This is a genomic window from Shewanella sp. 10N.286.48.B5 (assembly GCF_002874355.2).
Lineage (GTDB): Bacteria > Pseudomonadota > Gammaproteobacteria > Enterobacterales > Shewanellaceae > Shewanella.
The window spans coordinates 1,293,248-1,318,675 of the sequence record NZ_MCVG02000001.1; the positions used below are offsets into that span (position 1 = coordinate 1,293,248).

Below are 25,428 nucleotides of genomic sequence, written 5' to 3' on the forward strand. Positions count from 1 at the left end.
GGTTGAAGTCTGATCTAGCACGATTTATATCCAGTGATTCAAAAGCGACAGGAGGCGCGAGTAATGAACCAAGGTGGTGATAAACATTTAACACAAGGATTGGCAGCAAACACTAATTTTGAACCGGGTGCTAGTGGAAATTCGACAGGCTTAAATGGCACACAAGTTTCACATGGACAGCTTTACATAAATGCAAGCCGCCAAGAATCTGCGGTTGAAGTGATAGATTTCTGTGATCATGTTGTGATGTTACAAACGGTGAATGCAACTAGCACTGAAGTCACTAGCACTGAAGTCACTAGCACTGAAGTCACTAGCACTGAAATAATGAGCACTGATGTAATTAAAGCCCAAACATTACCGCTGATCTGTGGGCTGATCGACAATCAAAATAATCAAGGTCGCTTTTTAAAACAAAATTCTGATAACGAGTTTAAAAAGATACTGACATCACCATCGAGCATTATTGTTGCAGGGCTACATGTTGTGCTGGTGTTTATGCTATTTTCCTTAGCTGATAACACCATTAGCCATTTTGTCGAGATCAGCCGTGAACAAGCCGTTAAAGCTGCGACATCTGAAAGTGACAACCAAGAAATAAAAGCCTACTTTTTAACGGCTGAGCAAATTACCCAGCTAGCTAAGACCCTGCCAAGTGAACAAGCCTTGATTGAAGAGGTCGTCAGTGAAGTCATTACCAATGAAGAAATAATCGATCAAACTATATCGAACAAACAAAGTACTAATAAGGTTGTCGATACAAGCTCAATAGCGCCTGCAGTTGCAACTAGCCCAAAAGATACTGTCAATCAAAAGGCAATTTCCCCAAAGCCTATTGACCAAAAAGATATTGACCAAAAAGCTGTTAACCAAAAAGCTGTTAACCAAAAGCCCATTGACTACAAGCCCATAATTGAAAAATTGCCAATAGCAGAAGCAGTGCAAGCCAAAACGCACCAGTTCGATTGGTCTTCAGTTGATAGCATGTATCTGCAGCAGCAAAAAGATAGCAGTAACGAACATCTATTTAAGCCACAATTGTTTAATGAAACCATCTCAGAGGCCAATACCATAACAAGCGACAATTTATCGGCCATCAATCAAGCTAGCCATTCCTTTATAAATAAACTCAATCAACAACAAGTTAATCAGCAAATAAGTCAGCAAGCCCATTTAGCGACTTCTGTTAGTGGTGCCAGCACCAGTGAGTTAACCCCTGAAATGGATGATATAGAGTTAATAGTAATAGAAGATAAGCGCCAACCAACTACCCTCAATCATCGTTTAGATCCAAATAGAATTGTTAAGATTGGTGAAACTTGCCATCGATTGGTGGCATTACCAACCCAAATTAACCCTTATGCCGAAGGCTTAGATTTAGGACACCCATGTGAAGGAGGCAAAACAAAAAAAGCACTAGATAACGCCATTCAACAACGCTTATCGAAACTTAAATTACCTTGAACTGTTCAGACTTTCACAAAAGATTTATTTCAACAACATCAAAAATGAATAATATTCATCAAATTTATTTATCAAATTATTTCTGTATTAATTGGGCCTTAATCGCTTGGTTGTAAATTAAATCCATATATAACAGTATTTTAATTAGTGAAATAATTTAACTCGTATTACAATTCGAAAATTGTCAAAGACTTGTATTTTATTAAATAAGCTGACTATACTGCAGCCATCTTGTCGGAGTGCCTTTATGGCTGAGACCGTTTATTCGGGATCCGTTGAACCTGATCAGGCTAGAACCTGCGAAGGAAACAAGCAGTTAATTTGCTTATTTTTACCCTACAGTCAGCAGCAATTTTATAGTGAATGGCTGCGTGGCTAGATCATAAATATTAGTGCAAAATAAAAGATAGAATTAATTAAAGCAGAGTTATTGCTGAAGTTAATTTAACCCGCCATTTGTCGATATTTAAGGTCCAAAGTTAAGGTGTAAATTCAAGTCAATTACAGAGTTAATGTTAACTCGCTCGTCATCAACAATTCTCCAGGCAAGCAACTCTATTTTTTTATTTTGAGGTTGCTTATGTCAAATCGTCGTGAAACCCGCGCTCAAGCGCAAAATTTTATTGAAACCCTAAAACCTTTACAGCCCCCAAATTCTGAAAAGATCTATCTGAGCGGATCCCGCCCCGATCTGTTAGTGGGCATGCGTCAAATTCATCAAAGCGATACTATCCTTGGCGGTAGTGAAGATGCGCCCGTGACTGAAGCCAACCCAGCCATTAAAGTTTATGATTGCGCCGGTGCCTATTCAGATCCTGATGCTGAAATTAATGTCCGTTTAGGCTTAAACAAGTTTCGCCAAGCTTGGATTGAAGAGCGCGAAGATACAGAGCAACTTGATGGAGTTAGCTCTGACTTTACCCAACAGCGTTTGGTTGACGACGGTTTAGATCATTTGCGTTTTGAAGCCCTTGTTCGCCCTAAAAAAGCCAAGTCAGGCCGCCGCGTTACGCAAATGCATTACGCTCGTAAAGGCATTATCACACCTGAGATGGAATATATTGCCATTCGCGAGAATATGGCTAGAGAGCAAGTCACTGATGAGATTTTGACTCAAAAAGCCGCCGGTGAAGCTTTTGGCGCTCACATTGGCCAGCCTATTACCGCTGAATTTGTCCGTGATGAAGTTGCCCGCGGCCGCGCCATTATTCCGTTAAACATTAATCATCCAGAAGCTGAGCCAATGATCATCGGGCGTAACTTTTTAGTCAAAGTTAATGCCAATATCGGTAATTCAGCGGTAACCTCGTCCATCGAAGAAGAAGTCGAAAAGCTGGTCTGGTCAACGAGATGGGGCGCTGACACTGTAATGGATTTGTCTACGGGGCGCTATATCCATGAAACCCGTGAATGGGTCATTCGAAACTCTCCTGTCCCCATTGGTACAGTGCCCATCTATCAAGCGTTAGAAAAAGTAAATGGTGTCGCTGAAGACCTAAATTGGGACATTTTCAAAGATACCTTGATTGAACAGGCAGAGCAGGGCGTCGATTACTTTACCATCCATGCTGGGGTACTGCTGCGTTATGTACCAATGACGGCAAAACGTCTTACTGGCATCGTTTCTCGTGGTGGTTCCATCATGGCAAAGTGGTGTTTAAGTCACCATAAAGAAAGTTTTTTGTATGAGCACTTTAGAGAGATTTGCGAAATCTGCGCTGCCTACGATGTGTCATTGTCATTAGGCGATGGTATGCGGCCCGGCAGTATTGCCGATGCCAATGATGAAGCGCAATTTGCTGAATTAGAAACCTTAGGCGAGCTGGTTAACATTGCTTGGGAAAATGATGTGCAAACCATCATTGAAGGCCCAGGCCATGTACCGATGCAGCTCATTAAAGTGAATATGGAAAAGCAGCTTGCCCATTGTGATGAAGCGCCTTTTTACACACTCGGCCCACAAACCACCGATATTGCGCCAGGTTATGATCACTTCACCTCAGGGATTGGGGCGGCCATGATGGCTTGGTATGGCGTGGCCATGCTGTGCTATGTCACTCCTAAAGAGCATTTGGGTTTACCGAATAAAGAAGACGTTAAACAAGGACTTATCGCTTATAAAATTGCAGCTCATGCTGCCGATGTGGCTAAAGGTCACCCTGGTGCGCAAATTCGTGATAATGCCTTATCAAAAGCAAGGTTCGAATTTCGCTGGGAAGATCAATATAACTTAGGCTTAGACCCAGATACCGCAAGGGCTTATCACGATGAATCGCTCCCCCAAGAGTCTGCCAAAGTCGCGCATTTTTGTTCTATGTGTGGGCCAAAGTTTTGCTCAATGAAAATCACTCAAGAAGTGCGTGAATACGCTGCAAAGCAAGCGCGTGATCAGTTACAAAAGGTGAACGTGCTTGACGCTAGCGAATTTAAACACCTGCAGGCACACTCTAATCACAATGTTAATTCCGTAGACGCAAGTGCAGATATAAGCGTTAGTAGCGGTGTAGATATTCAATCAGCCATGGCACAAAAGTCAGCTGAATTTAAAGCCACAGGCTATGCAATTTATCATCCGTTACCTTCTAAGCCAGACACAGCAACAAGCGCAGATTTAGCTGTTAAGACCACTGCTGAATTAGAGGCTTAACCATGAATGTTTCACAACCACATAGCTTAGAAACCATGTCGCCCATCGTCTGGACTATTGCCGGTTCAGATAGTGGTGGCGGCGCCGGCATACAGGCAGATTTAGCAACTATAAATGACTTACAGTGTTTTGGCTGCAGCACAATTACCACTGTTACTGCGCAAAATTCGGTGGCTGTAACACTAGTCGAGGCTGTGTCAGAATCCATCTTATTGGCTCAGCTAAATACACTTGCTAGCGATTTAGCGCCAGCAGCCATAAAAATTGGCTTAATTGCCAATCAACAACAATTGGTACTCATTGCTCATTGGTTAAAGACATTTAAAAGTCAGAGTTTAGCTAACCAGCTGATCCCGATTATTTTAGATCCTGTCATGGTTGCCAGTAGTGGTGATAGCTTAAATGAGCGCGCAAAAAAGCCGTTAGATTTTAGCCCTTTTAAAGGTCTAATTAGCTTAATTACCCCTAATGTTAGGGAGTTACACACGCTGACTGATACTAACAGCGTGGAATTTGAACCTCGGTGCACAATTAAAAGCCAAAGCCTAGACTCAAGTGATGGTTTTTATAGTGCGGCAGCGCAACTGGTTAAACAGCTTCATTGTCATGTGCTCGCCAAAGGCGGTGATGCAGTATGGCAACAAACCAAAGCCAATGATTTGTTCATTTGCCGTAAAGTTCACGGCGTGAGTGACGCCCATCAATATCAAGCTTATTGGCTTAATAGCGAGCGAGTTAATACAAGTAATAACCATGGCACAGGTTGCACCTTATCCACTGCGATAGTATGCTTTTTAGCCCATAACTATGTACTTCATGATGCCGTTGTGATGGCAAAAGCATATGTACTCAAGGGATTAGTGTGCAGTGAATCATTTGGTAAAGGCGCAGGGCCAGTGGCAAAAACCGCTTGGCCTGATGAAATACAATACTACCCTGAAATTACTGCCGTAAGTGGCGCTGAAATTAACCATTTAGGTAAAACACAGCAAGAATTAGCTGCTGTTGGAAAGTTTAGCAATGGATTAATAAATACAGCTCAGGGCTACCTAGATTGCCGCTTTCCTGCGCTGCATAAGGGCATTGGTGTTTATCCGGTTGTGGATGACGTGACTATGCTGCAAAGTGTGTTAGAAGCCAATTGCACCACAGTGCAGCTGCGAATTAAAGCTAATGCTGTCAATGAGGTCTCTAATGATGCTCAGCAAACCAAACTAGTACAAGATATTAGCCGCGCAATAGCTCTGGGTAAGCAATATAACGCCCAAGTGTTTATTAACGATCATTGGCAACTGGCAATACAGCTTGGTGCATTCGGGGTTCATTTAGGTCAAGAAGACCTTGAGTTAGCTGACTTAAATGAAATTTCAGCGGCAGGGCTAGCCCTTGGGTTATCTAGCCACAGCGTATTTGAAATTCTATTAGCTCAGCAATTAAATCCATCCTATATCGCCTTAGGGCATATTTTCCCAACGACCACTAAGGTGATGCCGTCAAAGCCTCAAGGCTTAGCAAAATTAGCACGCTACAGTGCATTACTTAACAACGTATGCCCAACCGTGGCCATCGGTGGTATTGATGCAAGTGTTATAACGGATATCAAAGCCACTGGGGTTGATAGTGTTGCCGTGGTAAGAGCCATTACTGAAGCAGAAAACCCTGCCAAGGCTTATTCATTGTTAGAGCAGCAATGGCATCTAGCGGCTGCACAACAACCTCAGCAACAACCTCAGCAACAACCTCAGCAACAGCCAAGGCAATCACATGTAAAATCCCACAAGCCATCAGTGAAACAGCTGCAGTGTGAGCCAGTGTCATGACGATTACACAACAGCGTCAAGCTAATAAGAGTGGGCTCACTTCCAAGCAGTTTATCAAGTATGCCAGTCATATTTTACTGACTGATATGGGTGAGCTTGGTCAGCTTAAAATACTCAATAGCCGGGTACTTATCATTGGGGTAGGTGGTTTAGGTCACAGTGTTGCTCAGCAATTGGCCGCCGCGGGAGTTGGAGAACTGATATTGATGGATCATGACAAGGTAGAGCTTTCAAATCTGTCGCGGCAATTACTTTTTGACGAACAAGATATTGGTTTAAGTAAAGCGCTACTTGCCAAAGATAAGTTAGCAGCAGCCTATGAAGACGTAAATATCATGGCAATTGAGCAGGCCTTTGGTGCTCATACGGAAGGCGCTGATACAGATGGTGCAAAATTAGTTGAATCTGTCGATCTGGTGTTTGATTGCACTGACAACTTTACTAGCCGCTTAATGATTAATGAAGTTTGTGTTCGTCACGCTACAGGGCTAATTAGCGCAGCGATTTCCGCTAATGATGGGCAATTATTTTGCAGCTCAACTGACTATCCGCAAAGGGGCTGTTATCAATGCCTGTACCCACAAGATACTCATGTTTCACAAACATGTGTATCAATGGGGGTTAACACTGCTGCTGTTCAAACGGTTGCATCAATGCAAAGTTTATTGGGGCTAAATTGGTTAACAGCCGATGACTTAGGCAAAGGCCAGCTAGCGGGTAAGTTACATGTGTTTAATGCTAAAAGCTTGCAATGGCAGATTATACAAATGAATCAAGACCCTAAATGTAGTTGTTGTAGCGCAGCTATTACAGCGTCAACAAATGACGTCAACTCATGCAGATAACTTTACCGCAAAAGGATTAAACATGATTGAAATTGAATTTAATGGCCAACCAGAGCAGTTGCAACAAGCGCCAAGCTTATTAGCGCTAATAGAGTCTAAACAACTTAATCCCAAAGCACTGGCATTAGTGCTCAATCAACAAGTTGTACCAAGAAGTCGCTGGCAGGCCATTCAATGCCAGCCTAATGATAAAGTAGACGTCTTTTCAGCTGTAGCAGGTGGGTGATTATGTTAACCATAGCCGGACATCAATTTGAGTCTCGTTTATTTACAGGTACAGGAAAGTTTAGCGATGCTAACACTATGCTAGCTGCCATTGAGGCCTCTAACTCACAATTAGTGACCCTCGCAATGAAGCGTATTGATCATAGTAAAGACTATGATGACTTGTTGACGCCATTACAGCAAATGGGAGTTAAGTTATTACCCAATACTGCAGGGGCAAGAACCGCTAAAGAAGCTATTTTTGCAGCAGAACTTGCCAGTGAAATGCTTGGCACAAAGTGGATCAAACTTGAAATCCATCCAGATCCGAAATACTTGATGCCAGATGCTATTGAAACCCTTAAAGCTGCCGAAGTCTTGTGTAAAAAAGGCTTTATTGTGTTGCCTTATGTTCATGCAGATCCTGTGCTGTGTTACCGGCTAGAGGAAGTGGGCTGCGCCGCTGTGATGCCGTTAGGCAGTCCTATCGGCAGTAATCAAGGTTTAGCCACTGAGCCTTTTTTAGAGATGATCATTGAGCAAGCTAATGTGCCGGTGGTTGTTGATGCTGGGATTGGCGCACCTTCGCAAGCTAGCCGAGCAATGGAGCTGGGCGCAGATGCCGTGCTAGTCAATACTGCGATTGCCAGTAGTCAATCTCCCATAGTGATGGCGCGGTGTTTTGATTTTGCGGTTAGAACCGGTCGTGATGCCTATACCGCCGGACTTGGCAGTGTTACCAAACAGGCAGAACATACTAGCCCGCTGACGCAATTTTTACATCTGTAAGCCAGATTATTCCCTTACAGGTGAATGATTTGGTTTGAGTAATTTAACTTTGAATGCGGTTGGTTCAACAAATTAAGTTAATAGAGTGGCGCACCATGAGTTTTGTCGAGCAATTTAAACAGCTAGATTTAATCGATTTATCAATGCGGATTAATAGCAGCACTGAAGCTGATGTGCAACAAGCATTACAGCGCCCCCAAGGTCATATTGACAGTTTAATCGCGCTTTTATCGCCTGCTGCATTACCTTTTTTAGAAACGATGGCGCAGCGGGCATATCAGATAACCCGGCAACGCTTTGGGGCTAATATTGGTTTATACCTGCCATTGTATTTATCTAACTTGTGCGCAAATGAGTGTGACTATTGCGGTTTTTCTATGAGTAATAAACTCAAACGAAAAACCTTAACAGAGACCGAATTATTAGCTGAAATTAAAATCATTAAACAGCGAGGTTTTGATTCAATATTACTGGTTTCTGGAGAACATGAAACCAAAGTAGGCATTGAATACTTTAAAACCATCTTGCCACTGGTAAAACAGCATTTCAGTTATGTAGCAATCGAAGTACAGCCTTTGGCGCAAGATGAATACGCCCAGCTGGTGGGGTTAGGGCTCGATGCTGTGATGGTATATCAAGAAACTTATCATCGCCAAACCTATGCCAAGCATCATACCAGAGGTAAAAAACAAGACTTTACTTATCGGCTCACTACACCAGAAAGGGTCGCGGCGGCTGGGGTTGATAAAGTGGGATTAGGGGTATTGCTCGGATTAGACAGTTGGCGCGTAGATGCGTTATTAATGGGCTATCATTTGGCCTATTTAGAAAAACATCACTGGCGCAGTCGTTACAGTATTTCTTTACCGAGATTAAGACCGTGTACCGGTGGAATTAGTCCTAAAGTCGAATTAACTGATGTGGGCTTAGTGCAATTGATCTGTGCGTTTCGATTGTTTAACCCCCAGCTTGAAATTAGTTTATCTACCAGAGAAACCCAGCAGTTACGTAACAACTTATTGCCTTTAGGGGTGACTCATATCAGCGCTGGCAGCTCAACCCAACCTGGTGGTTATCAAAATCCCAACACCCAGTTGGATCAATTTGAAATCTCAGATGAGCGCAGCGCGGTGCAAATAGTGCAGCAAATACAAAAGTCAGGGCTTAACCCAGTATGGAAAGATTGGGAGACAAACTGGTATTAGTTTTTAAATTGGTATGCATTTTATCAAGACTATTCAATGTGATATAACTTGCTATTAGGTTGTTTCAAAAGGAGTTGTATCATGGAAATAGCATCAAGTTTTACCCTCGGTGTTCAAGGACTGCAACAGGCGCACAATGATTTAGCGCAGGCGACCACGGCGGTAGCCATCCCAGAAACGCTAAGTTCTGCCTCAGTACTAATAACTGCAGATAGCGTCACGCTTAGCTCGCAAACAGCGGCCCTGATTGATGCTCAGCAAGCTATTTCTCACGCCGAGGTTGCAGTAGATGTGATAAATGTCTGGTCTGAAAACATTGGCACCATAATCGATGTCTCAGTGTAGAACTCAATGTAACTTGAGCTGGCATTAATGACTTTGAGTATCATTAAAGCTAAATAAATCAAATATCTATCAAGGCTTGTTTTGGTCAATATCGTGCTGTAATAAAATTAAAGATTCTAACAATTTACTGGCAGGCCCCTGATTATCTCGGTTAGGGATAACCAAAGTTAATGCAATTTTACGACTTTTACTGCCTTTAAGAATAAGCCTGGCGAGCTTACCTTGGCGAATATCATCCTCGACCAAATAAGCGGGCGCCCAACAAAAGCCAATGCCACTTTGTAACACGTTTTTTGCTTCGTGAAAGTTTGATACTGTCCAGCGCTGCTCTGACTTTAACCAACCAGTATCTACTGATTTTTCAGTTGCAGTGTCTTTAATGACCACTTGTAAGTGCTGCGCCAGCTCTGTTTCATCGGCAACAATACCGCACTGGGTTAATGGATGAGTCGGACTGCATACAAGGTATAAGTCTGACTCACACAGGAACTCGGCAATATGGCCTTTTGCAGGAATACCGCAAATAGCGATATCGGCGATGTTATTGTCAATTAATTCTTGTGTGCCTGTGATCACCGAGTCAATGACAGTCACTCGGGTCCCACGGCTATCGGGCCAAAAGGCTTTTAAGGCGTCCACAAGAAATTGCATTGGATAGATGATTTCGCGGGCAATGGTCAAGTTGGGCTCCCAGCCTTGTCCTAAATTGCTCGCAAGTTGCTCAAGTTCATCAACGGTTTGGGTTAAGTGACGTGAGCGCCTGAGTAGTACTTCACCTTGCTGCGTTAGGTAAGCTTTGCGTCCCTTTACTTCAAGTAATTGAATCCCAAGTTGGTTTTGTAGTTTAGCCACAGCGTGATTGAGCGAAGATTGGCTTTTATTCAGCTTTTCTGCTGCTTGGGCGTAACCACCAAAGTCCACTACAGATTGAATAATTCGCCATTGCTCAAGTGTGGATTTTGCTCTATTCATACAAAACTCATTAGTTTACAGGTCAATATTAAAAAGAGCGTATCACACAGTGATACGCTCTTGAAGGCAATCGAGAACCCGCTTAATTACTTAGCGCTAGGTTTCTCTTTTGTATTGCTGTTAGTTTTAGTGAGATCTTTAGGCGTCACTTGCACCGGCAAATACTTTTTCGTCGCTTTTATTTCAGCAAGGTAAGGGCCTTTATGCAGCTTCTCTGGCCAATCAAGAAGCATCATCGCCAATACATTGCGGTGTTCGCCTGACACCATATTGGGATTACCACGAGGTGACGGGATCAGTTGATACTCAGGGATAAATGACGCCGCAATATGGTTTTGAGTCTTTTTAACCACAGGATGGTTTGGCTGACCCGCTAATAAAAAGCTAATGCCGACTTCTGAAATAATGTCATCGGTTGCATCAGTTAAGATCCGATCAATGTTGTTATTAAAGTAATCTAAAATCCATTGATAATCTTTGGCGTTAACTTGCTCTTGATAATAACCACTAGAGGCAAAAATAAAGTGTGTCATACCATATAGCTTGTTTCGGTACTGCTTTTTATCAAGATTGTTGTCTTTATCGTCAGGATAAGTCTCGATGAACGCTTGTTTATATACCTCGACATAATCCCCCACATTTAGCTGTTTAGCCCAGTAAACATAATTCACTAACTGCGCGGCCCATGATGTGATCATTTTAGGATCAGTCAAAGCTGGGGTTAAATCATAGGCTTTTAAGCCTTTAATCATTTGCTCATGACATGGCCCCATGAAACCCAGTTCATCGGTGCGACTGGCATAGCGCAATAAAATATCGCTATAGAAAATAAACTCTGGAAACGGCTTAAGGGCTTTTTTACGCGCTTTAGCACGAGGACCTTTACCTAACACGCTAATAGCTTGTTCGGCTTCATCTTCAATAAAATTAGGTTTATCCATATTACAGGCAAAGTAGTTTTGTCTTTCTGTAATGGTGATCAAATCAATTAAAGCGGCATTAGCGTACTTTTCATCACCAGTCATGCGATACATACGTAAACCATAATGCCCTTGAATTCGAGGTGGCAAGGAATACATATTTTGTTCAAGGTTAAGCTGAATTGCGCTTCGAACTTGCTGGTGAGTTAATTGATGGTTATCTCTGGTTTCAGCAAAGCTGCTGGCACAAGTAAGTAGCAACGAAAAGCTGATTAAACTGGTTAAGGATTTAAATTTTCGAATTGCCAACATTAAAGGCTCTCCTGATGATTGATGATGGATCAGTCGGTGGATTAAGTATAATGCTCATTTGTTGGATTAGGGATAAATTATCTTCATTAACTACCAAAATATCAAAAACTTGGCGATTTGTTATTGAAGCGTTAGTGTCTGTATTAATCAAATTAACTAAATTTTGTTGCCAAAGTGGGTGATAGTAATCGAGCCCTTCATTAGCTATGCCGTTAAAGCTATAGGCCATATTTTTTGCATCCGGCCATTGTTGATTAAAACTCGCCTGAAAAGCCTGATTGATGGCGCTATTTAGTTGTTGATTATTTATATCATCCCCTTGCTGCTCAGAGTTTAAATAATACCAAGCGACTTTGCTGCGAAATACCCTAAGTTGCTGTCGATAAGACTCAGCAAATTGCTCTCTCGCTGAAGGGGTTAAATAGGCTAATTGGTGTTGTAGATGACTGCTTAACCAATAATAACCTAATAAATAATTATCTGTTGATACTCCAAGCTTATTTACCAAATAGAATTGGCTGCCTCGAGTCATAGCAGTAATGGCCTCGCTGAGGCTTTTCACCAGTTGCATTGCTTGGCGCCGATTAGATAAATATTTTGGAAAAACCACGCTCGCTTGGGCAAATTGCTGACCGATCACCGGATACCTAATGATATTCGCCATCGAATGCTTACTTGTATGGATATAGAGTTCACCAACTAAACGCTGCTGATGCCACAAGCGATAAGTTGTAATTGGTTCTGATGGTTCATTGACCGTTGCAGTGCCATTGCCAGTACTCGCGATGGTATTGGTTTCATTAGTGGACGACATATCAGCTTGCATTTGGAGGGGAATCGCTTCGAATTCAAGCCCCAGAGGCGTTAAAACATCGACAACTTGCTGAAATAAATCACTACTGTTTTTGGGGCCGAGATAAGGGGTATTTTTTATCTGACTAAGGGTTTTACCGATATTCCAAGGCGCTGTATTAATATTATTGGTTTGGCTTTCTAAGAAGGATAATAACAGCTGATTTGTTAATAACGGCTTTGTTGATAATGATTGGGTTGCCTGTAATGGCTCGCTTTGGGCTTCAGCTGAAGCAATGCTGGGCTCAGGCGCTGAAACTTGCTGCTTAATGGTTTTAATTGTCGCTAATAACTGCTGATTTTTACTTTTTGCCCGTGCTTGATAGGCCTGCCAAGTGGTTTTTCGGCATTGCTCATCTGGTTGTAAAAGTAAGTATTTGGCTAAACTGATCTCAAAAGCAGAGTTTGTATCATCGCGGTTGGTATCTAACTGGCATTGTGCGTTATTAAATACCAATTTCAAATTACTATTACTAAGGTTTCGTCTTATCGTTGCCTGTGCATTGTGTAACTGTGATTTGGTATCGATATCAAGTTGGGCTAGTGTAATCGCGTTAATTTTATTGGCTAATAAAGAGTAGGGCATGTGGCTATCTTCAAGCTCAGCGATAAAACTGGATAATTGAGGCGCTGTTAACAATGCTGATAATTCATCAGCTAAATGTAATTGGCACATTAATAGCCCTTCACGCTGGTTATGAGTGGCTAAGTGGCGGTAGTAATTTAAACGGTCGTTAAAATTGTTAAAGCCTAAGGTTAATTGCTCAAACTGTAATGTTTGGTAAGGGGTTGTTTGCTTTAAATCTAGGGATGCTAAAGACGGTTTGTATTGCAAACATTGTTGCACAAACAGCTGAAGAGGATTGGCAACTGCTTGCGCAGTTGCCAATAAACTAAAAGTTAGGATTACTACAGAAATGCTTTTTGGCATAAGCCACACGTTCTTCCACTGAAACGGCAGGGCCTTTGATAGACTCAACATGTTGCAAGCGTTGTAAAATCCCTCTACCGTTTGCGGTTTGAATTGCAAGTCCTGGTCGAGCATTTAGCTCCAGTAGTAATGGACCTCGCTGCTTATCCAAAACCATATCGGTTCCTAAATAACCCAGTTCACACATTTCATAGGCACTGGATGCGGTATGAAGCAGGGTGTCCCAGTTTGGGACTTGAATTTGTGACAATTCAAATTGAGTATCAGGATGCTTTAAAACAGGTTCATCAAATTGAACAGCAAACAAACTTTTGCCTGTAGCAATATCTAAACCGACACCGACAGCGCCTTGGTGCAAATTAGCTTTGCCATCAGAAGCAGCTGTTGAGCAGCGTAGCATGCCCATTACTGGATAGCCTTTAAACACGATTAAGCGGATATCAGGCACGCCTTCGTAACTAAAACCATCAAAAACCGGATCGAACTCAATCAAGCCTTCAACAATGGCGACATCAGGGGTGCCGCCTAAAGAAAACAACCCACTTAAGATGTTGGAGACATGGCGATAAACTTCAGTCGGCGTCACTTCATCGCCATTAGGTTTATAATAGCGACCGCCTTCCACTTTAGTGATCACCAAAATCCCTTTACCGCCAGAACCTTTTGCTGGCTTTATCACAAAGCCAGTACGGTCGATGACCATTTGCGGAATATCATTGATTTTGTGCTGCTCTTCAACAACACCAATCAAGTCAGGTACGGCAATACCATTGGCTAAAGCTAATTGCTTGGTAATCAGCTTGTCATCCACGCGTTTGTAATATTTACGAGGATTATATTTTCCAATGTAATCGATATTACGCTTATTCATATTTAATACGCCTTTGCGGCGCAGCTCCCAAGGCCAGGCAAAGTTCATTACTGATCTCCAGCCAAAGGTTTAAAGCGTTTAAGCTCTGTGAGACGGTAGCCAGTGTATTGGCCCATCACTAACACCATTGCTAAAATCACTAAGTGAATACCTAAGAAGTTAAATACCCAATATTGGATCCAACTGTTACTCATAGCAAGGTAGGCTAAGGTGGCGACAAACAAGCTACCACCGCCGGCCATCACTACCGCTTTAGGGCCTTCTTCTTCCCATAAAATTGACATACGTTCAATGGTCCATGCCAAAATGATCATCGGGAAGAAGGTAATGGTTAAGCCTTCACTTAATCCCACTTTATAGGAAATAAGCGTAAACAAGCCGATAATAAATATCACTACAATAATGACCGCGGATATTCGGGATATGAGCAATAAGTTAAGTTGCGATAAATAGGAGCGGATCATCAAACCAAAGGCGACAATTAACAAGAAGCCAATTAAGCCGGTCAATAATGTGGTTTGAATAAAGGCTAATGCAATCAGTACCGGCATAAAGGTACCTGATGTCTTGATACCGATAATCACTCTTAAGAACACCACCACAAGCACGCCAATTGGGATCAATAAAATCCCTTTGAAGGTACTTTGTTCTTCTAGTGGTAATTGGTACAAAGAAAAATCCAGTGCATCTGAGTTCTTCATCATATCGATAGAGGTTGCCAGTGCTGAGCGTGTTTCTTGCAACATTGAAAAGTTAACTTGCGAGTTACTGCCACCAACAACATCTAACACCGATTGGTTATTGTGTTGCCATAAAACCAAGTTATCAGGACGGCCTTGTTTGTTGCCTTCAACATCAAATAAAACCCATTCACCATTATGATAAACCTGCACATAAGGATTGAGTTGCTGACGACGACGTTGGTCTTCTAGCATTAGACCACTCACTTGTTTTGCAGGAACGCCTTTAGAGTGCAGCATTTGCAAAAACAACTGGGTACGAGTGTTAACTGATAATAACAGTGCTAAATTCTGCGATTGATTAGTGTCGTTAATCACTGACATTAACTGCTGTGCGTAAGAAAGGTTATTAGCACTGCGCTGCCATACATCGTTCATGATTTGGTCAGCGGCGCCTTTTTCAGTGACTTGCCATAAAAAGGGTTCTGGTGTTTCAGGTACTTCATCTTGGGTGACGTCAAGTTGACCTGTCGGTACCAGTGTTACACGGTAATATAAGGATTGACGTCCAGAGGATTCACGAATTGACCAAACTGCTCTTCTGTCAGCCCCTTCTGAGATATTTAGACCATATCCCGGTGAGGTAGCATTTTCTGAAAGTACATCAAATGCAGGATCTTGTGGCAAAGAGAGTGATACTTCGGTTGGGTTATTATTACCATTAAACATCACTTTTGCTTCCACTGACCAGCTTTGAACCTGCTGACCAGGAAGGAAAGGGACGTTGTGTTCAACGCTGCGATAAATACTGGCTGCAGTACCGAATATAAATAATAACGCGACGAAGATAAAAAACGGTTTACGTGAATGCATTAGAAGTCCTATTTAACTTTTGTCGTTATTTGTTTGTCTTTTTTTCCATGAATATAGCTCTGGCCGACATCGACTACAGCAATATCTTTCATAAATTTACGACCAAGTAGTAAGGGATAATCTAAATGGCTACGATCGGTTAAGTTTAAGTCAGTTTCAGCGGCGTATTTACCAATTTGCAGGTGGGCATGAATAACGGGGCGGCGATCATCAGGTTGTTCTGCATCTTGTTTAATGCGCACAAAACGTTCAACTTTATGTTCAAAAGTATCTCCAGGTTGATCCTCTCCATTGATCATTACATCGAAGCGAACCCATTGAACGCCATTACGTTCAAATAACACAATATTGCGGGCATCTAATGATGACGATTCAGCGCCAGTATCAATACGCGTTGCAAAAGCGGCTTTTAATTCGTCAATAAAAACACTTTCTACTTCACCCAGAACAAACTTATCGGTTATTGCTGACTCAGGACACTGAGGTGGTTCATTTAATTGCGCTAATGCAACGGCATCAGCATCCATTTTTTCAGATTGTTTGGTAAGAGTATCGGTGATTTGTAACCTTAATTGTTGTACTTCTTCGTTTAAGGCAACAATTTCAGGTGTGGCGCTAATACATTGGCTATTAATCGCTTCAATAATAGCGGCCTGAGAACTGGCTAAATTTGAAGTAAACTCTTCACTACCAACCGGAGTTACTTTTTCTGTTGAAGCACAGCCGGTGATTAACGCGGCTGTACAAGATAAAATAAATACCTGCTTTAACATGATAATTCCTGTTATTTTAATAATCTAGGTTAAATTAAGTCGTGATTAGGTTGGTTCTTTATTGCAATAATCGTTGCACGTTTGGGTGCAGGGTAACCTTCTACCGTTAAACTAACATCATTTGGATCAAGATAATCCACTAACGACTCGTTTTTCATCCATTTAGTTGAGCGCTGTTCTGCCATAGAGGTGACATCAACATCGACACAACGGATATCGGTAAAATCGCATTTTTTAAGCCATAACATTAACGCATCAACGGAGGGTAAAAACCATACGTTGTTCATTTTGCCGTATCTGTCTTCTGGCACTAAAACCGCATTTTCATCACCATCGATAACTAAAGTTTCTAATACCAATTCGCCGCCCATACGCAGTTGATCACGTAACTGCATTAGATGGTCGATAGGTGAGCGGCGGTGATATAACACTCCCATAGAAAACACTGTATCAAACGCATCAAGTGCTGGCAGTTCTTCAATTCCTAATGGCAATAAATGAACAGGATGCTGATTACCCGCTAAACGCTTAACGGCTTCAAATTGGCATAAAAATAACGGCGAAGGGTCAATACCCACGACACGTTTTGCGCCAGCCCCTAGCATGCGCCACATGTGGTAGCCGCTACCACAACCTACATCTAGCACGGTGCGATTCTCTAACGGTGAAATATGTGGTTTTACTCGATCCCATTTCCAGTCACTGCGCCATTCGGTATCGATATCAATACCATGAATATTAAAAGGACCTTTACGCCAAGGTTGAAACAAGCCTAAAAGGTTTTCAAGTTTTTCAGTTTGACCTGCAGTTAATTGGCTGCCATCGCCAATTTTGACACCATTGAATAAATCGATGCTTGTTGGAGTAGGGTAATTAAGTTTGTTAAGGACTTTTTCCCATTTAGGTAAATTGCCGTGTTTATGTTCACGTTGCCACTTTCCTAAAATAGCCGGTAATTCTTCCAACCAGTGTTGTAACGATGAGTCGGCAATTTGTTGATAAAAAGAGCTGAAACTAATCACTTGATAGCCACCATAGATGCGAAATTAAAACATTGGAACCATACAGTTGAATGACTAAAGCCATTATCAGTAAAGCGTTGTTGGTGGATTGTTAAACTGTCTGGGCGCATCACATTTTCAAGTGCGCTGCGTTTTTGGCTGATTTCTAACTCACTGTAGCCATTAGCACGTTTAAAATCGAGGTGCTGTTCATACAGCAATGATTGAATCACATCATCTTCAAAGCAGAGCTTTTCTGAGATCACTAAAATGCCGCCAGGCAATAAGCCTTGAAATATTTTTTTGATCAGGCTATCTCTATCTTGCACCGGTAAAAACTGTAAGGTGAAATTTAACACCACCATCGATGCATTGGTGATTTCTACATCTCTAATGTCACCACAAATTAACTCAACCTCAGTATCACTGACATAAGCCGCGAGATTTTCCTGACATCGAGAAACCATAGACTCGCTATTATCTACTGCGATAATACGGCATTGGCGTTGTTCAATTTGACGACGAATACTTAAGGTAGCAGAGCCTAAGGAGCTGCCTAAATCATAAATATTAGAATTTGGCGTTACATACCTATCAGCAAAATCACCTATCGTATTAATGATTTGTGCATAACCAGGTACAGAACGTCTGATCATATCGTTGAACACACCAGCGACGCGATTATCAAATTGAAAATCTGATATTTTGTCAGTTGCTGTGGCGTAAATTGTGTCTTGTTGAGAGTTCATCTGCAGTAACTTAGGAGTATTATATTGTCATTCTAGCTAATCCTAACAAATAGCAGCAAGTATCCCATTGGAATTTTTGTAAATTATTTTGTTTATTGGCTATTTTCTCGGTAAATTATTCATCTTGTTAGACAATTAGTCGATATAAAACGGTATGATGTACAGTAATTAAAAATAACCAACAAACACATAACCTTTTTCTTCAGAGAAAATACATCTTGCACAAGGGATAGCGCTTGAAGTTCACTCAATTTATATTTGTCATCATAGTCAGTTTAGTGCTCACCACTGCTACTTGGGCTAATACCTCCTCAGATGAGATACTAGTAAGCTCACTACCGAAAACAATATCTATTTCAATGAGTGAAGACGCTTACCCTTATCAATTTGTTGATCAAAATGGTAACCCTTCGGGTTTGATGGTCGATTTATGGCACGAATGGTCAGTTAAGAGTGGCATTAAAGTGATTTTTAAGCCCATGCCATGGAAGGAGTCACTCTCTGCTGTTGAAGAAGGTAAGGTCGATGCCCATATAGGAATGGTAGTAAACGCGAAAAGAAAGACAAAATTTGCTTATGCCAATCAAATAACAACATTAAATAATTACGTTTACCTTCATAATGATATCGCCACTAAGAAAAGCATCACAGATTTAAAACCTTTTAAAATAGGGGTTATCGAAGGCACATCTCATCTCGATGATTTATTAGCCATTGAACCTAGTCTCACATTTAAAACCTTCAAAACTAAACGTGAACTCGTGGACGCGGTAATTGATGGCGAGCTATATGCTTTTGCTGCTATTCAAGGTTATTATCAAGGGATTCCGGTTAATTTTGATTTGGCCAATAAGTATCAAACTTCCGCTAGGATCTCAGTTAATACAGTTAATTTAGCGCCAGCGGTTGCCAAACGGCACAGTCATTGGGTTGCTGAAATTAACCAAGGTTTTGCGCAAATATCAGCGAAGGTGGTTGATGATATTGAGAAACGCTGGTTTGGCCTGAGACGTGAATCAGGCGGCTTAATGATCGCTATGCAAGTTGAAATTGAGCCGTTTGTTGATATAAACCCTGAAGGTCAACCCCATGGTTTATTTGTCGATATTTGGCAGTTATGGTCTGAAAAAACGGGTATTAGTATCAACTTTATACCTAGCGATATGAACGGTAGTATTAATTTCGTTAAAAAAGGTTTAGCCGATGTACATATTGGCTATCCTGAAAGTGACAGCATAAATACTGGCTTGCATCGAGCTAATCATTTATACACTGTAAAAAGTCGTTTTTTTAGTTACCAAAAAGAATTAACCAATATTAGTCAAGTTGATGGTAAACGCATTGGTATTTTTGCCACATCTCCTTATATTGTTGAACTGAGAACATTATTGCCTAATGCGCAGCTGCGGTATTACGATTCTATGGCTCAAATGGTCAAAGCGAGCCAAGACGGCGATATTGTCGGCTTTGTTGCATCGAGTGCGACTACGTCACATTACTTACTTAATAATAAAAAATGGGCAGATTTCAATCAGCTCACTTCAACTGAATTTAGCACCCAGATTTATAACCTCACCAATGTTGAAAACACAGAGCTTGCTGAGCGTATCACCAATGGTTTCAAGCTGATTAGTTTGCATGAACTAAATAAAATAGAGCGTAAATGGCTGGTTAATAATGACGACCGCACTTTTATTAGCCGTGATAAGCAAATATTTTTAAGTCATAACGAGCAAAAATATTTGGACTCCTTAGGTGCATTAAAATTGGGCTATTTAGACGACTGGGCACCAATGGAATATCAAAATGAACAGGGTGAGTTTTCTGGCGTTAACAGCGACGTCACTGACATTATCTCTAATCAATTAGGAATCGATATTATTCCAGTTGCTTATCAAGATTGGGATAGCCTTAACAATGATATTAAATCAGGAACCATACACATGGTCGCTAGTATGGCCAAGAGTAAATTGCAGCAGCCTACGCTCGAATTTACCGATGGTTACTGGCCATCTCCTTGGGCCATTGCCACCTCACTCACTGAGCAACCACTATTTAATTTAAGTCAATACACAAGTAAACGGATTGCTGTGGTCAAAGGGTACAGCATCAATAATCAATTAAGGCAACAATTTCCAGGCTTAAAGATCATGCCTGTGGCAGATGTCAAAAGTGGTTTAAAAGCCGTATCTACAGGTCAAGCTGATTTATTTATTGAGCAAGTGGTTACCTTGGCTTATGCACTTAATGAAGGTGGTTTCCCTGATTTAAAAATAGCACTGGTAGCGGATTTAGCAGAGCAAAAAAGTCATATTGGCGTATATTCAGAACTTAAAAAGCTCATCCCACTAATTAATCGTGCCTTAGAAACTATTGATGAAACAAAGCAGCAGCAAATGTATCAGCAATGGGTGGCCATTAACTTAAGTAGCGAAGCGGATAAATATCAACATTGGTTTAAGATGCTGTTGATAGGGTTAGTTATTGTTAGCGCTATTACATTGTTGGTTATTTGGGGTAACAGGCGGCTGAAGGCAGAAGTGGAGCTTCGTAAACAAGCACAATTAGAAAGTAAATTTGCAGCTGAGCATGATCCTGTGACTCATTTACCTAATCGGTGTTTACTTGATGATAGATTAGCTTGCGCCGTCACCGCTCATCTAAGAGAACAACATAAATTTGCCATTTTATTTATTGATATCGATAAGTTTAAAGCAGTTAATGACACCTATGGCCATCATGTTGGTGATCAAGCATTAGTTGCTATAGCAAATAGCTTGAAAAAAGCGGTTAGAAAATCAGATACAGTTTCTCGATTTGGTGGTGATGAATTTGTCATACTACTGAATAATATCGATAACGCAGAAAGTGCAATTAAGGTGGCTGAAACCATTACTGCTAACCTAACAGAGCCTTTGAGGATTGATGGTATCAGTCTAACGCTTACTGCCAGTATCGGTATGGCGATTTATCCTGATGATGGTGATAACGCCATTGCATTGTTAAAGTGTGCTGATAAAAATATGTACCGCAACAAGAAAAGCGCTAACAACTTAGGTTACCAGTAAGCTGAATAGTCTTGATTAATTTCTAACAAATAAACTTAAGGCTTGGCAGCGGTTAACCAAAAATGCAGCAGATCCACAAAAAAAGCATTGGATGATGCTTTTTTGCACGTTTATTGTGCTAACTTTTTCCTAAAGCCGCGTTAATTGCAGTAAACTATTTCAAAGCTTGTAGTAAAATAATGTTCGGATTTATTTATCACGTCATTGACGTTGTTTAAGTACTATAGTTGCTAGCATTATTTATCTAATGTTTAACAGAATTATTTTTTAGAACCTATTACCGAATTAAGGGTAGAGTTAAATGCGCAGTCAATATTGTGGAGACGTCAATAAGTCTCATCTTGGTCAAGAAGTCACCTTAGTAGGTTGGGTAAACCGTAGCCGTGATTTAGGTGGCGTGATTTTTTTAGATCTTCGTGACAGAGAAGGGATTGTACAAGTTGTTTATGATCCGGATTTAGAAGATGTTTTCAAGGTTGCCAGTAGTTTACGTGGTGAATTTTGTGTACAAGTAAAAGGCGTGGTGCGTGCAAGACCAGAAAGCCAAATTAATGCACAAATGAAAACCGGTGAAATTGAAGTATTAGGTAAAGACTTAGTTATTATCAATGCTTCTGCGCCGTTACCACTAAGCATGGATAACTACCAAAACAATAGTGAAGAGCAGCGTTTAAAATACCGCTACTTAGATTTACGTCGCCCAGAAATGGCTGACAGAATCGTATTTCGCTCTAAAGTGACTAGTGCTGTGCGTTGTTTCCTTGATGACAGCGGTTTTTTAGATATTGAAACGCCAATCTTAACCAAAGCTACACCAGAAGGCGCTCGTGATTATCTAGTTCCAAGCCGGACCTATAAAGGTCAATTCTTTGCCTTACCTCAGTCACCACAGTTGTTTAAGCAATTGTTAATGATGTCTGGTTTTGACCGTTATTACCAGATCGTAAAGTGTTTCCGTGATGAAGATTTACGTGCAGATCGCCAACCAGAATTTACTCAAATAGATATCGAAACTTCTTTCATGTCGTCAGATCAAGTGATGGCGAAAACTGAAGAAATGGTTCGTGGTTTATTTAACGACTTATTAAATGTCGATTTAGGTGAATTTCCACGTATGCCATATGCAGAAGCCATGGCACGTTTTGGTTCAGACAAGCCTGATTTACGTAACCCACTAGAGTTAGTGGACATCGCTGATTTGGTTAAAGACGTAGAATTTGCAGTATTCAGTGGTCCAGCTAACGATGTCGAAGGTCGTGTTGCGGCATTACGCATTCCAGCAGGCGCATCTTTGTCTCGCAAACAAATTGACAACTACACTAAGTACGCTGGCATCTATGGTGCTAAAGGCCTAGCGTGGATGAAGATTAACGACTTATCTGCTGGCATTGAAGGTATTCAATCACCAGTACTTAAATTCTTAAACGAAGAAATCGTTAACGAAATTATCAGTCGCACAGGTGCGCAAACTGGTGACATCGTGTTATTTGGCGCTGATAAAGCCAATGTTGTTGCTGAAGCAATGGGAGCACTACGTCTTAAAGCCGGTGAAGATTTTGACCTACTTGAAGGTGAATGGCGTCCATTGTGGGTTGTTGACTTCCCAATGTTTGAGAAAATTAATGGTGGTTTCCACGCTGTTCACCATCCGTTTACCGCAGCATGTGATGTTACCCCGGAGCAATTAGAAGCGGATCCAGCCGCTGCGATTTCAGATGCATACGATATGGTATTAAATGGCTGTGAATTAGGCGGCGGTTCAGTGCGTATTCATAATGCAGAGATGCAAAGCGCGGTATTCCGTATCTTAGGTATTTCAGATGAAGAAGCCAACGAGAAGTTTGGCTTCTTACTTGAAGCATTACGTTATGGTACACCACCTCATGCAGGTTTAGCCTTTGGTTTAGATCGCATTATCATGTTAATGACAGGTGCAAGCTCAATACGTGATGTAATGGCATTCCCTAAAACAACCACTGCGGCATGTCCGTTAACTAATGCCCCAGGTTTTGCTAACCCGCAGCAGTTAGTTGAATTAGGTATCAATGTTATTCCGCAAGAGAAGCCCGCTACTGAAGAGTAATCTAAAGTTTGGCTACATTGATAAAATAACAAACCGAGGCATATGCCTCGGTCTGTTTTTATAATACCTAAGTGTGTAATCTAACAGGTATTGAGACCGGAAATTTAAAGGACTTACCATGGCTGGACACAGTAAATGGGACAATATTAAGCATCGTAAAGCGGCCCAAGATGCCAAGCGTGGCAAATTATTCAGTAAATTTATTCGTGAGTTAACCGTTTCAGCACGAGAAGGCGGATCAGATCCAGATGCTAACCCGCGTCTACGCGCCGCAATAGACAAAGCTTTATCAAATAATATGACCCGAGACACGGTAGAGCGCGCAGTAAAACGTGGTGCCGGCGAGCTTGATGGTCAGCAGCTTGATACCATTATTTATGAAGGGTACGGCCCAGGTGGCACCGCAGTGATGGTTGAAACCATGACCGACAACAAAAACCGAACTGTCTCTGGCGTACGCAATGCATTCAGTAAGTCAGGTGGTAACCTAGGCACCGATGGTTCTGTCGCTTATATGTTTACAAAATCTGGGGTCATTTCATATCCAAATACTGTCGATGAAGATCTACTGATGGACGCTGCCTTAGAAGCGGGTGCAGATGATGTGGTTTCCCATGATAATGGTGCATTTGATGTACTCACCACGCCTGATGCATTTGGCAGTGTTAAAGATGCCCTAGATGCTGCTGGTTTTGAAGCAGTAAATGCCGAAGTCACCATGATTGCCGGTACTAAAGCCGATTTAGATGCTGATACCGCAGCTAAATTTATGCGCTTGATCGATAATTTAGAAGATCATGATGATGTTCAAGAGGTTTATCATAACGCTGAAATATCAGACGAAGTAATGGAAAGTCTAGGTTAAGGAAACCTTAAAACCGTGACAACAATATTAGGCATTGATCCTGGTTCACGAATTACCGGATACGGCGTCATCAAGTGCCAAGGCAGACAACAACTGTATTTAGGCAGTGGCTGTATTCGAACCTCAGCAGATGATTTGCCGACTCGATTAAAACAAGTTTTTGATGGCATTACAGAAATCATCAAGCAATACCAGCCGGATCAATTTGCCATTGAACGGGTTTTTATGGCAAAAAATGCCGATTCGGCTCTAAAGCTTGGGCAAGCACGCGGCGTCGCCATTGTGGCGGCCATGAATGCTAATTTGCCGGTTGCTGAATACAGTGCAACCCAAATTAAAAGTGCTGTTGTGGGGACGGGGCGCGCGCAAAAAGCGCAAGTTCAGCATATGATCCAGCAAATTTTTAAATTGCCTGCTGCGCCTCAAGCTGATGCTGCTGATGCACTTGGCGTTGCTATTTGTCACTACCACACTTATCAAAGTTTAATTGCGCTGGGTGGAAAAGCTCAAAGCCGCACATATGGAAGATACAAATGATTGGAAGATTATGCGGATTGGTGGTTGAGAAACAGGCCCCAGAAATTGTACTTGATGTTAATGGCGTTGGTTACGAGTTACAGGTACCAATGACCAGTTTTTACGAGTTACCGGAATTAAACCATACCGCAATGCTATACACCCACTTTGTGGTACGTGAGGATGCGCAATTACTTTATGGTTTTATTACTAAGCAAGAGCGGGCGTTATTTCGCTTATTAATAAAAACCAATGGTGTCGGCCCTAAACTGGCGCTTACCATTTTGTCAGGTATGACCGCTGGCGAGTTTGTTAATTGTGTTGAGCGTGATGATATCGTGACCTTAGTAAAACTTCCCGGTGTCGGTAAAAAAACTGCAGAACGCTTAGTTATTGAAATGCGCGATAAACTGAAAAGTTTACTCGAAGCTTCCGTTGGCTCCGAGCGTGAGTTTGCATTGCAAACTAACTATCAACCTGCAGTGGTTGAAAACAATGCCGAAGAAGATGCTATTGCCGCACTAGTATCATTAGGCTACAAACCCGCGCAAGCGAGTAAAGCGGTTATAACAGCTTATTCAGACGGCATGACCAGCGAAGTATTAATTAAAGCCGCGCTAAAATCGATGCTTTAACTCCGGTA

21 protein-coding genes and 1 riboswitch are annotated in these 25,428 nt (G+C 41.6%); of the genes, 13 read left to right on the forward strand and 8 right to left on the reverse strand.

Annotation, left to right across the window (positions count from 1 at the left end):
* Positions 1-63 precede the first annotated feature (63 nt).
* From BCU57_RS05595 to BCU57_RS05630, 8 genes are all read left to right on the forward strand, one after another.
* A complete protein-coding gene (locus BCU57_RS05595; protein WP_102437180.1) occupies positions 64-1,464 on the forward strand; it encodes a hypothetical protein in 1,401 nt (466 codons plus the stop codon).
* Positions 1,465-1,689: 225 nt separating this feature from the next.
* Positions 1,690-1,789: riboswitch (TPP riboswitch) on the forward strand.
* Between the two features lie 255 nt (positions 1,790-2,044).
* Positions 2,045-4,111: a phosphomethylpyrimidine synthase ThiC gene (gene thiC / locus BCU57_RS05600; RefSeq protein WP_102437182.1), complete on the forward strand. Its 2,067-nt coding sequence runs from the start codon at positions 2,045-2,047 to the stop codon at positions 4,109-4,111.
* A 2-nt stretch (positions 4,112-4,113) separates the two neighbouring features.
* Positions 4,114-5,931, forward strand: coding sequence for a thiamine phosphate synthase (gene thiE, locus BCU57_RS05605; RefSeq protein WP_102437184.1), 1,818 nt, complete (start codon positions 4,114-4,116; stop codon positions 5,929-5,931).
* A complete protein-coding gene (locus tag BCU57_RS05610; RefSeq protein ID WP_102437186.1) occupies positions 5,928-6,776 on the forward strand; it encodes a HesA/MoeB/ThiF family protein in 849 nt (282 codons plus the stop codon). The genes thiE and BCU57_RS05610 overlap by 4 nt, the downstream gene beginning before the upstream one ends.
* Before the next feature lie 22 nt (positions 6,777-6,798).
* Positions 6,799-7,002 (forward strand): sulfur carrier protein ThiS, encoded by a 204-nt coding sequence (gene thiS, locus BCU57_RS05615; RefSeq protein ID WP_102437188.1) that lies wholly within the window; start codon positions 6,799-6,801, stop codon positions 7,000-7,002.
* Between the two features lie 2 nt (positions 7,003-7,004).
* Positions 7,005-7,769, forward strand: a complete 765-nt coding sequence (locus BCU57_RS05620) for a thiazole synthase (RefSeq protein WP_102437190.1) — start codon at positions 7,005-7,007, stop codon at positions 7,767-7,769.
* Positions 7,770-7,864: 95 nt separating this feature from the next.
* A complete protein-coding gene (thiH, locus tag BCU57_RS05625; protein WP_102437239.1) occupies positions 7,865-8,974 on the forward strand; it encodes a 2-iminoacetate synthase ThiH in 1,110 nt (369 codons plus the stop codon).
* A gap of 81 nt (positions 8,975-9,055) precedes the next feature.
* A complete protein-coding gene (locus BCU57_RS05630) occupies positions 9,056-9,319 on the forward strand; it encodes a chemotaxis protein (protein WP_102437192.1) in 264 nt (87 codons plus the stop codon).
* 69 nt (positions 9,320-9,388) lie between these two features.
* On the opposite strand, the gene BCU57_RS05635 is transcribed toward BCU57_RS05630, so the two are convergent.
* The 8 genes from BCU57_RS05635 to cmoA all read right to left on the reverse strand — a co-directional run bounded on the left by BCU57_RS05635 (position 9,389) and on the right by cmoA (position 18,253).
* Entirely contained in the window at positions 9,389-10,291 is a 903-nt protein-coding gene (locus BCU57_RS05635) for a LysR family transcriptional regulator (protein ID WP_102437194.1), read from the reverse strand.
* 86 nt (positions 10,292-10,377) lie between these two features.
* Positions 10,378-11,523 carry a DUF3541 domain-containing protein gene (locus BCU57_RS05640; protein ID WP_102437196.1) on the reverse strand — a complete coding sequence of 382 codons (1,146 nt, stop codon included), beginning with the start codon at positions 11,521-11,523 and terminating at the stop codon, positions 10,378-10,380.
* Complete coding sequence (locus tag BCU57_RS05645) at positions 11,501-13,306, reverse strand: hypothetical protein (RefSeq protein WP_102437198.1); 1,806 nt, start codon at positions 13,304-13,306, stop codon at positions 11,501-11,503. Before BCU57_RS05645 ends, BCU57_RS05640 begins: the two co-directional genes overlap by 23 nt.
* Positions 13,269-14,225: an alpha-L-glutamate ligase-like protein gene (locus BCU57_RS05650; protein WP_076536381.1), complete on the reverse strand. Its 957-nt coding sequence runs from the start codon at positions 14,223-14,225 to the stop codon at positions 13,269-13,271. The genes BCU57_RS05645 and BCU57_RS05650 overlap by 38 nt, the downstream gene beginning before the upstream one ends.
* Positions 14,225-15,730, reverse strand: a complete 1,506-nt coding sequence (locus tag BCU57_RS05655) for an inactive transglutaminase family protein (protein WP_102437200.1) — start codon at positions 15,728-15,730, stop codon at positions 14,225-14,227. Before BCU57_RS05655 ends, BCU57_RS05650 begins: the two co-directional genes overlap by 1 nt.
* An 8-nt stretch (positions 15,731-15,738) precedes the next feature.
* Positions 15,739-16,503 carry an ATP-dependent zinc protease gene (locus tag BCU57_RS05660; protein WP_102437202.1) on the reverse strand — a complete coding sequence of 255 codons (765 nt, stop codon included), beginning with the start codon at positions 16,501-16,503 and terminating at the stop codon, positions 15,739-15,741.
* A gap of 29 nt (positions 16,504-16,532) precedes the next feature.
* Positions 16,533-17,525, reverse strand: coding sequence for a tRNA 5-methoxyuridine(34)/uridine 5-oxyacetic acid(34) synthase CmoB (cmoB, locus tag BCU57_RS05665; protein WP_102437204.1), 993 nt, complete (start codon positions 17,523-17,525; stop codon positions 16,533-16,535).
* The gene (cmoA, locus tag BCU57_RS05670) at positions 17,522-18,253 is read right to left on the reverse strand and encodes a carboxy-S-adenosyl-L-methionine synthase CmoA (RefSeq protein WP_102437206.1); all 732 of its coding nucleotides are present in this window, start codon (positions 18,251-18,253) and stop codon (positions 17,522-17,524) included. The genes cmoB and cmoA overlap by 4 nt, the downstream gene beginning before the upstream one ends.
* Before the next feature lie 236 nt (positions 18,254-18,489).
* Between cmoA and BCU57_RS05675 the strand changes: the two genes are divergently transcribed.
* The 5 genes from BCU57_RS05675 to ruvA all read left to right on the forward strand — a co-directional run bounded on the left by BCU57_RS05675 (position 18,490) and on the right by ruvA (position 25,420).
* Positions 18,490-21,321, forward strand: a complete 2,832-nt coding sequence (locus tag BCU57_RS05675; RefSeq protein WP_102437208.1) for a diguanylate cyclase domain-containing protein — start codon at positions 18,490-18,492, stop codon at positions 21,319-21,321.
* Positions 21,322-21,622: 301 nt separating this feature from the next.
* Positions 21,623-23,404 carry an aspartate--tRNA ligase gene (aspS, locus tag BCU57_RS05680; RefSeq protein ID WP_102437209.1) on the forward strand — a complete coding sequence of 594 codons (1,782 nt, stop codon included), beginning with the start codon at positions 21,623-21,625 and terminating at the stop codon, positions 23,402-23,404.
* Between the two features lie 118 nt (positions 23,405-23,522).
* A complete protein-coding gene (locus BCU57_RS05685; protein WP_102437211.1) occupies positions 23,523-24,269 on the forward strand; it encodes a YebC/PmpR family DNA-binding transcriptional regulator in 747 nt (248 codons plus the stop codon).
* Between the two features lie 15 nt (positions 24,270-24,284).
* Positions 24,285-24,806 (forward strand): crossover junction endodeoxyribonuclease RuvC, encoded by a 522-nt coding sequence (gene ruvC / locus BCU57_RS05690; protein WP_102437213.1) that lies wholly within the window; start codon positions 24,285-24,287, stop codon positions 24,804-24,806.
* On the forward strand, positions 24,803-25,420 hold the full coding sequence (ruvA, locus tag BCU57_RS05695; RefSeq protein WP_102437215.1) for a Holliday junction branch migration protein RuvA: 618 nt from the start codon (positions 24,803-24,805) through the stop codon (positions 25,418-25,420). Before ruvC ends, ruvA begins: the two co-directional genes overlap by 4 nt.
* The last annotated feature ends 8 nt before the right edge of the window (positions 25,421-25,428 follow it).